Annotated in this window: 13 protein-coding genes; 5 read left to right on the top strand and 8 right to left on the bottom strand. The window is 54.1% G+C overall.

Features of this window, described 5'->3' with window-relative positions; genetic code table 11:
* Positions 1 to 284: 284 nt before the first annotated feature.
* From acs to SD69_RS04345, 4 genes are all read left to right on the top strand, one after another.
* Complete coding sequence (acs, locus tag SD69_RS04335) at positions 285 to 2,219, top strand: acetate--CoA ligase (RefSeq protein ID WP_041522237.1); 1,935 nt, start codon at positions 285 to 287, stop codon at positions 2,217 to 2,219.
* 109 nt (positions 2,220 to 2,328) lie between these two features.
* Positions 2,329 to 2,901: a DNA endonuclease SmrA gene (smrA, locus tag SD69_RS04340; protein ID WP_041522238.1), complete on the top strand. Its 573-nt coding sequence runs from the start codon at positions 2,329 to 2,331 to the stop codon at positions 2,899 to 2,901.
* Positions 2,902 to 2,939: 38 nt separating this feature from the next.
* Positions 2,940 to 3,152, top strand: a complete 213-nt coding sequence (locus tag SD69_RS18695) for a DUF1418 family protein (protein WP_198144052.1) — start codon at positions 2,940 to 2,942, stop codon at positions 3,150 to 3,152.
* 232 nt (positions 3,153 to 3,384) lie between these two features.
* Positions 3,385 to 6,150, top strand: coding sequence for a hypothetical protein (locus SD69_RS04345; protein ID WP_041522239.1), 2,766 nt, complete (start codon positions 3,385 to 3,387; stop codon positions 6,148 to 6,150).
* Between the two features lie 60 nt (positions 6,151 to 6,210).
* Here SD69_RS04345 and SD69_RS04350 read toward each other — a convergent pair whose 3' ends face one another.
* Together SD69_RS04350 and SD69_RS04355 are read right to left on the bottom strand one after the other, a co-directional pair.
* Positions 6,211 to 7,152: a bile acid:sodium symporter family protein gene (locus tag SD69_RS04350; RefSeq protein ID WP_041522240.1), complete on the bottom strand. Its 942-nt coding sequence runs from the start codon at positions 7,150 to 7,152 to the stop codon at positions 6,211 to 6,213.
* A 24-nt stretch (positions 7,153 to 7,176) separates the two neighbouring features.
* A complete protein-coding gene (locus SD69_RS04355; RefSeq protein ID WP_041522241.1) occupies positions 7,177 to 8,229 on the bottom strand; it encodes an aldo/keto reductase in 1,053 nt (350 codons plus the stop codon).
* Between the two features lie 218 nt (positions 8,230 to 8,447).
* Between SD69_RS04355 and SD69_RS04360 the strand changes: the two genes are divergently transcribed.
* Positions 8,448 to 9,179, top strand: a complete 732-nt coding sequence (locus tag SD69_RS04360; protein ID WP_041522242.1) for a sulfite exporter TauE/SafE family protein — start codon at positions 8,448 to 8,450, stop codon at positions 9,177 to 9,179.
* A 227-nt stretch (positions 9,180 to 9,406) separates the two neighbouring features.
* Here SD69_RS04360 and SD69_RS04365 read toward each other — a convergent pair whose 3' ends face one another.
* The 6 genes from SD69_RS04365 to SD69_RS04390 form a co-directional block, all read right to left on the bottom strand.
* Positions 9,407 to 9,712 (bottom strand): DUF2288 domain-containing protein, encoded by a 306-nt coding sequence (locus tag SD69_RS04365; RefSeq protein ID WP_041522243.1) that lies wholly within the window; start codon positions 9,710 to 9,712, stop codon positions 9,407 to 9,409.
* Positions 9,709 to 10,635 (bottom strand): hydroxymethylglutaryl-CoA lyase, encoded by a 927-nt coding sequence (locus SD69_RS04370; RefSeq protein WP_052480881.1) that lies wholly within the window; start codon positions 10,633 to 10,635, stop codon positions 9,709 to 9,711. Before SD69_RS04370 ends, SD69_RS04365 begins: the two co-directional genes overlap by 4 nt.
* Positions 10,635 to 11,240, bottom strand: a complete 606-nt coding sequence (locus tag SD69_RS04375) for a flavin prenyltransferase UbiX (protein WP_041522244.1) — start codon at positions 11,238 to 11,240, stop codon at positions 10,635 to 10,637. Before SD69_RS04375 ends, SD69_RS04370 begins: the two co-directional genes overlap by 1 nt.
* A 42-nt stretch (positions 11,241 to 11,282) precedes the next feature.
* A complete protein-coding gene (gene mpl, locus SD69_RS04380; protein ID WP_041522245.1) occupies positions 11,283 to 12,644 on the bottom strand; it encodes a UDP-N-acetylmuramate:L-alanyl-gamma-D-glutamyl-meso-diaminopimelate ligase in 1,362 nt (453 codons plus the stop codon).
* A 71-nt stretch (positions 12,645 to 12,715) separates the two neighbouring features.
* Positions 12,716 to 13,033, bottom strand: a complete 318-nt coding sequence (locus SD69_RS04385) for a hypothetical protein (RefSeq protein ID WP_041522246.1) — start codon at positions 13,031 to 13,033, stop codon at positions 12,716 to 12,718.
* Between the two features lie 100 nt (positions 13,034 to 13,133).
* The coding region (locus SD69_RS04390; protein WP_041522247.1) for a VCBS domain-containing protein at positions 13,134 to 15,803 on the bottom strand (2,670 nt) is incomplete at its 5' end.

The following is a 15,803-nucleotide window of genomic DNA, read 5'->3' on the forward strand; positions in this document are numbered from 1 at the left end:
TATCAGCAAAGTGCCACACCCCAAGACACTGGTTTCCCGATCGTGGTCGGGCATGACAGCAGACTCAACATCACCTACCCCGTCATTCCGGGCGCAGCGCAGCGTAGACCCGGAATCCAGCGGCTTTGAACGAACTGTAATATCGAGCGGCCTAACACCACCGGGCCTCATTCCCCGTCAAATTTTCACTCCAAAAAGACAACGTTGTCTCTGGCGGAACCTCTGTAGGACTGTTAAGCTCTAACGACAACAAAATAACAGTACTCACGCGCGGAGATATGTGTATGACCGAGCAAGTTTACCCCGTACCGGCCGAGCTACAACGCGACGCTTTGATCGATAAAGACCGCTATCAGTCGCTTTACCGGCAGTCGGTAGAAGATCCGGACACCTTCTGGGCCGAGCAAGCCGAGGAGTTTCTGACCTGGCAGCAAAAATGGCACACCGTTAGTAAAAGCGATTTAAGCCGCGGCGAAGTCGCGTGGTTTTTGGGCGGCAAGCTCAATGTCAGCGTGAATTGTATTGACCGGCACTTGGCCAAGCGCGCCGAGCAAACAGCGATTATTTGGGAAGGCGACGACCCTGCCGATGATCAACTAATTAGCTACCAGCAACTACACAGCGAAGTGTGCCGCTTAGCTAACGTACTGCGTGAGCGCGGCGTTAAAAAGGGCGATCGTGTGTGCTTGTATATGCCCATGATCCCAGAGGCCAGCTACGCCATGCTTGCGTGTGCGCGTATTGGGGCGGTGCACTCGGTAGTGTTTGGTGGTTTCTCGCCCGATGCGCTAAAAGATCGCATTAACGATGCCGATTGCCAGGTACTGATTACCGCTGATGAAGGGCTGCGCGGCGGTAAAAAAGTCCCGCTAAAAGCCAACGCGGATAAAGCCCTGGCAAACTGCCCCAATGTGCACACCTGTTTGGTGGTTGAGCGCACCGGCGGCGATATTGCTTGGGACGATTCTCGTGATGTCTGGTACCGAGATTTGGTTGAGGCGGCGTCTGAGCAGTGTGAGCCAGAGTGGATGGACGCCGAAGACCCATTGTTTATTTTGTATACCTCAGGCTCCACCGGCCAGCCCAAAGGTGTTCTGCACACCACCGGTGGCTACTTGCTGCAGGCGGCCATGACTCACAAGTACGTGTTTGACTATCGCGATGGCGAGGTCTACTGGTGTACTGCCGATGTCGGCTGGGTAACCGGCCATAGCTACATTGTGTACGGTCCGCTGGCCAACGGAGCCACTACTCTAATGTTTGAAGGGGTGCCGACCTACCCAGACGCCTCGCGCTGCTGGCAGGTGGTCGATAAACATGGCGTTAACAGCTTTTATACTGCGCCTACCGCCGTGCGCGCCTTGATGGGGGCGGGCGATGATTTTGTCACTCGCACCTCGCGTAAATCTCTGCGCATTTTGGGTAGTGTGGGCGAGCCCATTAACCCCGAGGCGTGGGAGTGGTACTACCGTGTGGTGGGCGACGAGCGCAGCCCAATAATGGATACTTGGTGGCAAACCGAAACCGGCGCCCACATGATGACGCCATTACCGGGTGCTATCGACCTTAAGCCCGGCTCGTGTACCGTGCCTTTCTTTGGTGTGCAGCCAGTGCTGCTGGACGCCGAAGGTAATGAAGTTGAAGGCGCCGGCGAAGGTAGTTTGGCTATTAAAGCCAGCTGGCCCAGCCAGTTGCGCACCGTGTATGGCGACCACCAGCGCTGTATCGATACTTACTACTCAACCTATCCCGGCTACTACTTTACCGGTGACGGCGCCCGGCGCGATGAAGATGGCTACTTTTGGATTACCGGCCGCGTGGATGACGTACTGAACGTATCGGGCCACCGCATGGGTACCGCCGAGGTCGAGAGTGCGTTGGTGCTGCACGAGCAAGTGGCCGAGGCTGCGGTGGTGGGCTACCCGCACGATATTAAAGGTCAGGGCATTTACGCCTACGTCACCTTAATGGAGGGCGAGGAGCCCAGTGATGAGCTGAAAAAAGCGCTGGTGCAACTGTGCGTGCAAGAGATTGGTGCTATTGCCAAGCCCGATATTATCCAGTGGGCGCCGGGGCTACCCAAAACCCGCTCGGGTAAAATCATGCGCCGTATTCTGCGCAAAATCGCCGCCAATGAGCTAGACAGCCTGGGCGATACCTCCACCCTGGCCGACCCGGCCGTGGTAGATGACCTGATCGACAACCGCGCGAACCGCTAGAGCGCTGCCTCAATCACGCCTTGTGGGCCAAAGCCCGCAAGGCGTTTTCCCCTTCACCTGCAAACTGGCATAATAGCCGCTCTACGCGAACAACGATGTAACGGCCGCTATGAGTGATGACGAGCTATTCCGCCAGCAAATGCAGGACGTAAAGCGCCTGAAAGTGACCCCTAAAGTGGCTTTAAAAAGCCAGCGCGCCACCGACGATGCGCTTAAACAACGGCGTGCGGCCGCTCAGGCCATTACCGAGCAAGACACCAACTTTTTAAGCGCCGATCATATCGACCCGGTAGGCCCGTTAGACATTCTCGACTTTCGTCGCGATGGTGTACAGCATGGCGTGTATAAAAACTTGCGCCTCGGTAAATACGGCATTGATGCGCGGCTCGATTTGCACCGCATGACCGTCGAGCAAGCCCGCTCGGCGTTGTTTCAGTTTATTCGCGACTGTATGGAGCACGACATACGCTGCGCGTTAATTACCCACGGTAAAGGCGAGGGCCGCGAGCAGCCGGCGCTGTTAAAAAGTTGCGTCGCCAATTGGCTGCCCTGCATCGATGAGGTGTTGGCGTTTCACTCCGCGCAAAAACACCACGGCGCCAGCGGCGCCACCTATATACTGCTTAAAAAAAGTGAGCGAAAACGTCAGGAAAACTGGGAAAAACACTCAAAGCGAACCTAAAGCTTCGGCCTGGGTTTTGATGCATAAGGACTGTAAACGTGAAACTACCTATCCATTTATTACTACTCGACTTCCTCGGCTGTGTTCTAATCGGGGGCGCCATGGCCATGCACCTAGGTAACGTCCCCTTGGTGCCCGCGCAATACCGCTTTGATAACGATACGATCATCTACTTACTGTTGGGTGTTGCCTGCATGATGCCGGCGGTTATTTTTATTTTAAATGGTATTCGCAACCGGCATAAATCTTAAGGGCATCGAGCGCTTCGTTTTGGCCTGGCGCTTTGTACATTTCTATACACTTTAAGTGTCCTTATCTATTTACAGCTTATTAGGCTGTGCCACAATTGAGTCATTCAGTGAATTAGCCCTACTACATTTGGAAAGATAAGCGCTTTTATAGGCTCTTATCGCTCTGCGCTATCGATACGCGTCATGGAGCACGGAAGATTTAGACATTAAGCACTTTACGGAGAGAAGTATCATGCAGTTAAAACTTATGGTGTCAGGCTTGGCCTTGGCAAGTTTGTTGGTTGCTTGTGGGTCGGACGATGATGATGGCAGCCCCGTCGTTCAAGAAACCACATCCTATCAGGTAAAGGTTAATACCAAAACAGACGCTGAAACTACCACCTCCACCCAGGAGGTAGCCGAGGGCAGCGCCGCGCAAATCGAGCTGAACGTCGCACAAGGGCAAACATTGCTCTCGGCATCGGGCTGTGGGGGTGCGCTTAATAATGAAATGCCTCCGACCTTTTATGTTATCGATAGTGTCACCTCCGATTGCGAAGTAACCTTAGAGCTCGCCACAAAACCCTCGGGCTTGTCAGTGGTGTCAAAGCCCCAGGCTATTGCCGTGCAAGTAAACCAAGCTGAGCCAGTTAATTTACTTTGGTCAACCGACCCCTATTGCGATTGGGTGAACTACGCTGATTGCGCTAACTCTGGGGCAAAGGTCGACTTGGCCTCAGGAGAGCTTTTGTTAAGTGCGTCTAACGGCGACTTACTGCTTGATCAAGGTTACTTTTTTGTTTTGGAAAAAAGCGGTGCGTACTCTGAGGTGTCGGGAGGTCGCACTCTTAGGACTTCTCCGTCGTACTCTGGTTCAGGCAAAATGCTTATTTACGACGATACATTGTTCATGACTACGGGCCACGGTTTGGGGTCGGTTTCAAACGCCACCAAATATGCAATTATCGATGGCGATAACCGCGAGCTAACGGGCGCGTTGCCTCACCCGGATGGCTACTTGAATGTTACAGCAAAAGATGGACAGGGTGGCTGGTACCTCGGCGGCACATTTGCTCGGCTGGATGATACACCGCGCCGTAATATTGCGCGTATTAGCAACAGCGGCGCTATAGATGAAGCCTGGAATGCAACCACCAATGGCGAGATAACGGCGTTAGCCTATACGCCCCAGGGGGTTATTGTTGGAGGGGAATTTACTGTCGTCAATGGCGAAAGCCATCATGGCTTTGTTGTGCTCGACCATGAGACGGGCGCTACGGTCTATGGCGGGACCACGGCCCAGCAAGAGGCTTACTCCGAGCTTATAAACTTTTCTGTGGTTGGCAATACTGTTTATGTCGCCTGGTACGAGCCACCACAAGGTGCCGGTAGAGGCGAAAGCTTACTAAGCGCCTTTGACATAGATAAGGGTGAGTTTATTTGGTCGGTAGAAACCAACGGTGGGATTGAAGATGTCTCTGCAAACTCACAGGGGGCTTATATTGCAGGTCTGTTCACCACTGTCGGGGGCGCTCGCAAGTCAAAGCTGGCGCTGATCAACCCGCAAGGGGAGTTAACGGACTGGAACGCTAATTTGTACGATAGCGCCTATCCCATAAATCTGGTGGCAACAGAAGATACTTTATACATGCTGGATGTTCCCGGGCGCATCGCGCCGGTGGTATTGCGTGCTTTTGATACCCAAACCACGGAGCGAATTGATCTTGGCCTTTCTGAGTATACCAAGGTTAGCATGATCTACGGCGATGGGGGAGAAGCATTTATCGGTGGTGGTTTTTATGTTGGCCTTGAAGAACACCCTGAAGACCCGAACAACCCAGAGCTGCTCTATGGGTTGTTGTCGTTAAACAACAACTCGATGATACAGCTTCCGGTACATGGTACCAGGGCTACACTGGGGTCGATTGCATTCTCCGAGGGCGATTTGCTGTTTGTCGGTCCGTTAGAATTTTATCCGCAAGACGTCGATCCAGTCATCGCTATTGACCCTAAGACGGGGTTGTACAAAGACTGGTCATCCTCTTTAGGGCGCGCTAGCAATGTGACGGATATAGAACAAAAAGACGGTACGCTTTATGTTTCTACCAGTGTGCCTGGCGCTGTTCCGAGCCCGGAGGGCAGTGACTTTCCATTCGTAAGAGATCATCGTCACTTGTACGCAATAGATGCTGCTACCGGTAATTATGAGAGTTTTACTGCGGAGTTTAAGCGTCCGATACTGCCTGACGCGCTTCCTACAGATTACACGGCCATGATTAACGACATTGAAATAATAAACGACACGCTGTATGCGGCAGGCGAGTTTACCCTCGTTAATGATGAGCCTCGCTATGGCTTGGCATCATTTACGCTTCCCGAAGGTACGTTAACCGAATGGGCGCCTCAGCTGGATGACATACCCTACGCATTAGATTCGCGCGATGGTAAGCTGTATGTGGCAGGAGGGTTTACTAGCATCGATGGAAAAGGTCGCACTCACCTTGCTGTATTTGAGCATTCCAACGGCGAGCTGAGCGATTGGGTGGCTGACGAGGTCTCGGTTGCTAGTCAGTTGGTGCCAAGGTCCATACACCTCACCGAGGACTTCATTTCGTTGGGCGGTACCTATGACCCGGCATTAAGCGCCGAAGGCGAGAGCCTGGTGTTGGCAAGCCTGGAAACTGGCAAAGCAATGGACTTAGGCTTAAAGTATCTTGCCGCACCTCATACCAGTATTATTTACACGGTGACAGGTGATGAAAATAATCTTTATATCGGCGGCGAGAATTATTTACTGGATGCCGGCGCTGATGATTTGCATGGCTTTTTTAACATAACCCCAGCCACCGGAGAAATTAGTCAGCTGGGTTTAACGATCCAAGGTTCTGTAAAAAATATTTCAATTCAGGGTGACGTTGCGCTTTTTAGTGGTATTTTCCATCTTCGCGGAGACGGAAACTTCTCTGGGCGTAGAAACCTAAGCGCTATTAACCTGACCACGGGTGAGATTATTTGGTAGTTAAGGCCTTGTCCCGTTCACGAGTGTGAACGGGACTTTGGTGTGCTAGAAAATACTTGTCTACTTTCTCGGGGTCACTCCAAATTTTCCGTCATCCTTTCTCCTCCACCAACTTGCCAGCAGCGACCCAGATACATTGTGCCAAACCGAAAACAGTGCTCCTGGCAGTGCGGCGCTGGCATTAAAAAACTGATGCGCTAACGCCACGGCCAAACCGGAGTTTTGCATTCCCACCTCAATGGCAATGGTGCGACAAGTTGATTCGTCGAATTTAAATAATCTTGCCAGCCAGTACCCCGCCGTTAAACCTATGCCGTTGTGCAGAGTCACGCCCAGCAACACCAGTGCGCCAATACTCGCTAAGCGTTCTGCGTTTAGCGCCACGACAATCGCAATAATCACGCTAATTAAAATGACCGCGACACTGGCCAAGGCCGGCTCAACCCGTTTAATGCTGTTGGCAAAAAAGTGGTGTAGTAGTACACCCATTAATACGGGCGCCAAAACGATTTTGCCGATGCCCCACAGCATTCCGAGCGCGTTGATCTCTACGCTATTGCGCAATAATAGCCAAGTGAGCAGCGGCGTTAAAATAACCGACGCCAGCGTCGCCGTTAACGTCATCGAGACCGACAGAGCCACACGGCCACCGGCCAACCAAGTGATTACATTCGATGCCGTACCGCCGGCCACTGTGCCAACCAATACCATGCCGGTGGTTAAGTCGGCGCTTAACCCCAGCACGCGAGATGCTGCCAAAGCTGCAAGTGGCATTAACGTAAATTGCAGTGCCAGCCCGAGCAGAATCGGTTTAGGCTCGCGCGCTACCCGGTAAAAATCGGCCTTAGATAGCGTCAGTCCCATGGCAAACATCACCAATGCCAACAGCCAGGCAATGGCAGGCGACAGCGGTGTAAACATTGCCGGAAAGTAAAAGCCCAAGGCGCCCAGTAAAATGGCCCATAGGGGAAAGAGGCGATTAAAGAAGCCAAATGCGTTCACGGCGATATTATTCTGGTTTGATGATTAAAAAGGCACCGGAAACTGCTTATGCACATCCGCAATATCACTTAATGCACTTTCACTTAACGTTAACTCAAACGCATCAATATTCTCTTTAAGTTGCGCTAAGTTGGTAGCGCCGATGATGGTGGAGGCGACGCCGTCCACTTGGTTGCACCAGGCGAGCGCGAGTTGCGCTGGGGTGAGTTTGTGTTTTTGCGCTACCTCGCCGTAGGCGGCGACGGCGGTGTTACTTTGTTCGGTGTCGCGGAACAGGCCGTTGCGTTGTATTAAGTTCCAGCGGGCGCCTTGGGGGCGTGCGCCGTTTAGGTATTTGCCGGTGAGGGCGCCGGTGGCGAGTGGTGACCAGGGCAGGTAGGCCACTTGCTGGTGTACGCAGTTTTCGATTAAAAATGGCCAGTCGCGGGTTTGCAGTAAATTAAATTCATTTTGAATGGCGGTTACGCGGGTGAGGTTGTGCTTTTCGCTTAAGCGGATGTATTCGTTAATGCCCCAGGGAGTATCGTTGGATAAACCAAAATGACGAATTTTGCCGCTCTTCACACTCTCATCCAGCGCCTGCAGTATTTCTAGCATTTGCGCTGAGTGCTCGCTGGTGTCTACATCGCTAAAGCTGATGCGGCCGGGGGCGTGTTTGCCAAAGTGCGGTGAGGTGCGGTTGGGCCAGTGCAGTTGGTAGAGGTCGATGTAGTCGGTTTTCAGACGGGCGAGGGAGTCGTCTATCGCGGCTAACACTGTCTCGCCGGTAATGTCCTGGGCATCGCGAATGTGCTTTAGGCCGTTGCCCGCTATTTTGGAGGCGAGAATAAATTCATCCCGGCGCGACGGGTTGGCCGCCAACCAGTTGCCGATGATGGTTTCGGTGGTGCCATAGGTGTCGGGACTGGGGGGCACGGCGTACATTTCGGCGGTGTCGATAAAGTTAATACCCTGAGCTAAGGCGTAGTCGATTTGCGCGTTGGCATCGGCCTGGTTGTTTTGTTTGCCCCAGGTCATGGTGCCTAAGCAGGCCCGTGACACTGTGAGGTTGCTGTAGCCTAAGGTGCTGTATTGCATTTACTGCGCTCCGCTCGGTTGGGTTGATAGATAAGAGAGTATGGCGACGACGACAGGGGATTTCTATGTTTTGGGCGTGTTAAGTTCTGTATTGTCGGTGGCCCGGTTAACCGGGTGTTACAGTGGCGCTGAGGGGGGGTGTGGAACTCCAATATTTATCATACAATAGGGTGGGGCAGTATGCTGGCCTCAATATCGTATAAATAACCGGGCCTGTCGTGGAAGATATCACCCTTATTCAACTCATTTTAGCCAATTTAGCGTTGGTCGCAGGCTCTTGTTTGCAGGGGGTGGCGGGTTATGGCATCGGCACGTTATCGGCGCCTTTGCTGTTTTTAGTGAGCCCGTCGCTGGTGCCCGGGGTTGCGCTGCTGAACGCGTTTGTGCTGAATATCCTGATGTTGCTGCGCCACCACCAAAGCTTGAGCTTTAGGCCGGTGCGCTACGCTATTGGCGGTAATATTGTTGGTACTGCGTTGGCGGCCATCACGCTGGCTTTTTTAACCGCACAGGGCTTTGAGCTGGCCTTTGGCGTGCTAATTTTATTGGCGGTGGGTATGAGCGTGATGGGCGTTAAACCCAGCTTATCTGCGCGTAACAGCATACTGGCGGGCAGTGCCTCGGGTTATATGGGCACCATTACCGCTGTTGGCGGGCCGCCCATTGCGCTGATTTATCAGAACGAAACAGGCCCTTTGGTGCGGGCTAATTTATCGGCGTTTTTTTTGTTTGCTTGTTTGGCCAGTATTGCCGCGTTGGCCCCGGCGGGTTATATCGGCACCGCTGAGCTTAAGCTATTGCTGCTGACTTGCCCCGGGGTTTTTGTGGGCTTTTGGCTGTCGGGGCATTTGGTTAATCGCTTGCCGTTTAGTGCGCTGCGTCCGATTATTCTTTCGATTGCGGCGCTGGCCGGCGTGGCGGCGGTGGTGAATGGCGTGTTGACGCATTAGTACAAGAGGGACACGGTTGACGGCGTACGGGAGTGTCTGGATCTCAGACCTTTCGCTATTTGAAGCCACTGGATCCCCGCTCAGCCCAGGCTGCCCTCTCTTGCTCGAAATTCACCTCGTTCGCGGAGAAGACGAGACGTAAGCTAGTGTGACTTGACGAGCTTTTCGGAGCCGCACCAAACTCGTCATCCGTCATCCGTCATCCGTCATCCGTCATCCGTCATCCGTCACCCGTCATCCGTCACCCGCTCCTGCACTACCACCCAGGGCTTGACCACCACGGCCCAGACAATCGCATTCGCTTCAAACCATTGGTTTGCCTGCTCGTCGCTTACCGGTTGCACTTGGTTGACTTGCATCCAGTGCTGTATTTGCGCGGCGTTATCTTCCGCCATGGCGGTCGCTACAAGGGTTAAGTCCAGCTCGGGGGCGACGTAAATGGCGGTGCCACCGGCAAAAAATCGCTGCAGCTCGTGCCAGGGGATTGGCGCGGTTTCTAAGTTAACTTTCGCTTTAAGAATGTCGTCGGTCATAATATCTTTTGAGTGCGGGCGCTGTGCGCTTGGGTGACTTTACTGTTGTTGCGTTTGCCTAAACGGTCGCAAATGCGCTGCCCGGCGGCCATCAGTTGGTGCAGGTTAATACCGTGGTCTATGCCCAGGCCGTCGAGCAAGTAAATAACGTCTTCGGTGGCAACGTTGCCGGTGGCGCCCTGTGCGTAAGGGCAGCCGCCAAGGCCGGCCACTGAGCTGTCGATGATGTGGACGCCCATTTGCAGCGCTGCCAGGATATTGCTCAGCGCCTGACCGTAGGTGTCGTGCATGTGCACGGCGAGCTGATCGGCCGGAATGTCGTTGAGTAAACAAGCGAGCAACCGTTGGGTATCGGCGGCGGTGCCAACCCCGATGGTGTCACCCAGAGAGATTTCATAGCAGCCCATGGCCAGCAATTCGCGTGCGATGCTCAGGCACGTTTGTGGCTCGACCTTTCCCGAATAAGGACAACCTAATACGCAGGAGATATAACCGCGCACGGGAATGTTATTGGCTTGGGCGGCGGCCACAACTTCGGCAAAGCGCTCAAGGCTGGTGTTGATATCGCAGTTGAGGTTTTTTTGGCTAAAAGCCTCGGAGGCGGCGGCAAAAATAGCCACCTCATCAACACCAGCGGCAAGCGCCCGGTCAAACCCTTTGATATTGGGGGTAAGGGCGCTGTAGCTCACCCCGGGCTTGCGCGTGATGTTGGTAAATACATCAAAGCTGTCGGCCATTTGTGGCACCCAGGTTGGGTTTACAAAGGCGCCCGCTTCGATGCGCTGCACGCCCGCTTGGGCAAGGGCGTTAATTAAATCCACTTTATCGTCCAGGCTAATGTGCCCAGGTTCGTTTTGTAAGCCGTCGCGCGGGCCTACCTCTACAATACTGGCTCGATTGGGTAAGGTGGCTGTTATGGGCATTAATCTTCGCCCCAGCGCGGCATTAGGTCTTGCTCTAACCCCAGCTGATCGAGAATCCGAGCGACCACAAAATCAATCAAATCTTCTACCCGGTCGGGCTGCATATAAAAGCCGGGGCTGGCGGGCAGTACTATGCCACCCAGCTGAGTGACTTTCAGCATATTCTCTAAATGTACGGCCGAGTAGGGCGTTTCGCGCGGCACAACTATCAGCTGGCGCCGCTCTTTTAGGGCGACATCGGCGGCGCGCTCGATTAAATTATTGCTGGCGCCGGTGGCGATGCTCGATAGGGTGCCGCCGCTGGCGGGGCAAATCACCATCGAGGCGGGTGAGCTGGAGCCCGAGGCCACCGGTGAAAACCAATCGTCGCGGCCAAACAACTGGAGCTGCTCGTCGTCGGCACCATAGCGCTGACTTAAAAACAGTTGTTGCTCGTCTAAATCGGCGGGTAAATCTAAATTGGTTTCGGTGCGAATGACCACCTCAGCGGCGCTGGATAACAGCAGATAAACGCGGCAGTCGGCGGCCAGCAAACATTGCAGTAAGCGTAAGCCGTATTGCGCGCCCGAGGCGCCGGTCATGGCGAGAGTAATGGTGCGTGACAAAAGGGCGGCTCCTGTTTTGGGTAAAGCGTTCCGGTCGTATGGCTACATGGCGTGCTTAGTGAGTTGCTGCACCAGTTTTTGGTGTAAGCCCGAGAAACTGCCGTTGCTCATAATCACGATGTGGGTGTCGGTCTCGGCCAGTGCCAAGGTGTCGTGAATTAAGCTATCCAGCTCGTGATATAACTTTGCCGGCACCGGCGAGTTGTTGACCACCTCGTGCATATCCCAGTCCGTGTGCGGCGGTTGATACCAGAGCACATCGTCCGCGTGTACGCAGGATGGCGCGAGGGCTTTTTTGTGGGTGCCTAAGCGCATGGTGTTGGAGCGCGGCTCGATAATGGCAATAATTTTGTCGTCACCAACGCGGGCGCGCAAGCCCTCGAGAGTTGTGTGAATGGCGGTAGGGTGGTGGGCAAAATCGTCGTACACTTTTACGCTGTGTATGTCGGCGATGCATTCGAGCCGGCGTTTAACCCCTTTAAATTCGGCCAGCGCCCGGGCGCTTATCTCAGGTGTAACACCTACGTGCCGTGCCGCGAGCATGGCACCAATAGCGTTGCTGACATTGTGTTGCCCACTCATATCCCACTGAACCTCGGCGACCTGAGTGTCGCCGTCGTACAGAGCAAAGTGCGAGCCGTCGGCGGCGAGGTTTTTACTCTGCCACTGGCCGTCGGGGCCAAACGTCTCCGGTTCGCTCCATAGGCCCTTTTTAACGACGGCTTTTAACGCGGCCTCTTTGGCTGGATAAATAACGCGGCCGTCACCGGGCACAGTACGCAGTAAGTGATGAAATTGTTTTTGAATGTCCGCCAGCGAATCAAAAATGTCCGCGTGGTCGAATTCCAGATTATTGAGCACTAGTGTACGCGGTTGGTAGTGGACAAACTTTGAGCGCTTATCAAAAAACGCGCTGTCGTACTCGTCGGCCTCGATGACAAAAAAGGGCGTGTCACCCAAGCGTGCCGACTGCGGAAAGTTTTGCGTGACGCCGCCGATTAAAAAGCCCGGCGCCATACCGGCGTACTCTAAAATCCAGGCCAGTAAACTGGCGGTGGTGGTTTTTCCGTGGGTACCGGCCACCGCCAGCACCCATTTGCCGGGCAGCACGTGCTCGCGCAGCCACTGAGGGCCGGAGGTGTAGGGCAGGCCTTTATTAAGCACGGCCTCGACGGCCTCGTTACCGCGGCTTAACGCATTGCCGATAATCACCAGCTCGGGCGCGGGATCTAGCTGGCGCGGATCATAGCCTTGTATTAGCTCAATGCCGGCGGCTTCAAGCTGAGTGCTCATGGGGGGGTAAACGTTTTGGTCAGAGCCGGTAACCCGATGACCAAGGGCTTTGGCAAGTTGGGCAAGGCTGCCCATAAATGTGCCACAAATGCCGAGAATATGTATGTGCATAAAAATCTGCGCCCTACGAATAATGCCGCGAGCTTAACACGCGGCTGGGTGTCGCAAAAGTGAGGTAGCCCCTATTCGCGCAAAGAGTTGTGTTTGTGTTTTTTGTCACGATCGAGCGCATCGCTGGTGTTGTCTTTTACGTTATCGACGGTGTGGCCGAGGTGGTCTTTGGTGTTATCGACGCGATCACTGACTTTATCGGCGGCGTCATCTTTGGCGTCGTCGGCCATTTTTTTTGCATCGCAGTTGCCACTGACGCCAACAGTGGCTTCCATTGCGGCATTGCGTGCGGCTTTTTTACCATCGCACTCGATGATGTCGGGTTTTAAGTCGGCCAGTGTCATCGGGCAGGCAGCGGTTAGTAATCCGAGCAAAAGTAACTGTTTCATAGTGATAATCCGGTTCGCGGTTAGGTGTCTGGCGAGGTGTGCCTATTGAAAAGTATAGCTCTCGCACGGTAGTTGTGTGCGAGAGCTCGGTCATGCTGGATTACACCGGCTGTTGTGGGTCGTCGATGATGATTTGGCTGTCGGGCAGGGCGTCTATATCAATGACATCGGTGCCCATGTCGTATACGGGCGTTTCGCTGTCGGTGTCCAGCGGGTCCATTGTGTGCTCAGTTAATTGTACTGTCGCGGGGTCCGAATCCGTGGGAGTAGGCTCCAGATTGAGCTGGCTACTGTCGATATTGGCCAGCTGTAAATAGTCATCCAGTTCTGCCGCCGGCGTAATCGACGCCGGCTGCGCGGCAGTATTACCTGCTAGGTCTAAATAGGGTTGCAGGGCTGGGTTATCAGTGGCCGCGTCACCGCCCTCTGGCTCATTATTGACCTGAGCCGTTGCCGCTAGATCATCCGGTTGTGTGTCAGCGCCTGCGGGTATATCCATAGCTGTGTCTACAGGAGGTGCGGGATCCAGTGTGAAGGTAACACTGGATATATCGCCATCATCGGGTTGATCGTGCTGCACACTACTCACAACTTGACCGTCCGCATCCATCACCGTGGTGCTGGTCACACCAGTAGCTGAGTTAGTGAAGGTGAAGGTGGTTTCAAAATCAGCCGTGTTTGGGTTTAACTGGTGGTCAGCCACCAGTACTAAATCAACACTGCCGGTGGCCGGCGGGGTAATGCTGTAACTGCCATCGGGGTTCGCTGTCAGTGCTTGTCCACTGCTGTCTTGCAGTGTAACGCCTGTGGGAAGTTGGTCGATGGTGATGGCGCTAACGGACTCATCCGCGCTGTGTACGGTGGCGTCGATTTGCAGTGAGTACTCATAATGGGGGTGAGCCGTCAGTTGTGGAAAGGCACTGGCATCGCCTTTCACGACCACGCCGTCACTGGTCATAATGTTTTCAAAGCTGTGTAAAAAGGGCGAGGCGATATTCCAGTGCCGGCTGGTGTAACCCCCCAGAATAACGGTGTCAGTGCCGTCGCCGCCGTCAATGCCGCTATTGATGGTACCGCTTACCAGTAAAAAGTCATTGCCCAAGTCTAGTGTAATATCTCCGTAGTTTTGGCCTTTTACTATCACTACATCGTTGCCTTCGCCGGTCTGAATTTGGCCAAAGTTGGTACCCTCAACCACCAGTGTGTCGTCGCCGCCTTTTAAATCGTAGACGCCGATTATGTTACCGCTTGTGTGGATCTGGTCGCTGCCGTGAGGGTTTCCGCCATAGTTGCTAAACGTGGTGGTAGGGCCTTGACCATACTGTTGCATCAGGTGGTCCACCATATCTCGCATACTGAATGGTCCAGTAGCCGCTGAAGTGGCGTGTCCTGCGGTAAAGTCAATTTGTACATCGGTTGTTGGAGGCGGCACGATCACGGCGGCCTCGTCTTGCCCCTGTACGGTGATGGCAATATCGTGAGTGGTGCCATCGGTAGCGCGCACGGTGAAAGTCTCGGTGTAATGATCGCCAGTATTCAGAGCTTGTAAGCTGGGGGTGTTGTTGTCAATGTACACGTTCCAGGCGCCGGTGGGTGTCATCTCCAGGCTGCCGCCATGATCCCCGGTGATTAGCTCGGATACAAAATCAACCGTATGACCATTGCCATCGGTTGCCGAAAGCCTGCCGGATGTTTCTAGTATTTCTTTGTTATAAACAGTTTGCACCTGGGTGTCTTCTGTGACGGTCCCGGTGTCAGTGCCCGCAAAGCTCACTTGGGTTCTGTCGGGTGTGCCGGTGAGGTTAATCCGCAGGTTTTGGGTGTCAGTGTTGCCGGCTGTATCAGTCACGGTGACCGGAATGAGTAAGCTCTTTACTTGGCCGTCCGGTAGAGAGTCGTAAGCTTGGTTGCCTGGGTCAAACGTCCAGCTACCGTCATTGTGCAGGGTAAAGCCAGGCTCTGTGCTCGAGCTGCTAAACCGAAGAGTGTCTCCTGGGTCAGCATCCGTTGCATGGATTTGACCACTAAGCCCTGGCCCGTCTTCGTTTACCGTTTGCGTTGCGATAGGCGTTAGTGTCGGCGCGTGATTGAGTGCCGCAACATCGAGCGCAAACGTTGTGGTTGTTTGTGCTCCAGAGGCGTCCGTTGCGGTAACAGAGACCTGAGTCGTACCCACATCGGCGCTGGTCGGCGTGCCCGTAAAGGTGCCCGAGTTGGCATCAAAACTGAGCCAGCTGGGTAGAGTACCGGTGGATAGGGTTAGCGTATCGCCGCTATCGATATCGGTAAAGGTGTCAGCGGGCAGCGCAAAGTGGAAGGCGGTATCTTCACTGGCAGCCTGGCTGACCACCACATGGCTGACGACAGGCGCGTCATTGGTGCCGGTCAGATGTATGGTAATGGCGTCTGAGAGTGCCGAGCTGGCCCCASTGGCGTCGGTAACGGTAATGGGGATGACAATATCAAGCGGTTCACCGGCGGCCAAGTGTTGGTAGGCGGGATCGGACGGATCAAAAGTGAATGTGCCATTCCCCAGTGTAAAGCCGGGCACGGTTGCGGTGGTAGAAAGGTGTGTTCCCGCCGCGCTTTCACCGCTATCAAGGTCGGCCACCAACACTTGATGCGATACTACTCGACCGTCCTCATTGCGCGTATCAGTGCTGCGGCCCACCAGATAGGGCGCATCGTTGCTGCCGGTAATTTGAATGGTCAGGCTACCGGTATCGGTGGCGCCAGCGGCGTCAGTGACGGTGAGAGGGATGGTTAAGGT

This window comes from Gilvimarinus agarilyticus, assembly GCF_000832015.1.
GTDB classification, from domain to species: domain Bacteria; phylum Pseudomonadota; class Gammaproteobacteria; order Pseudomonadales; family Cellvibrionaceae; genus Gilvimarinus; species Gilvimarinus agarilyticus.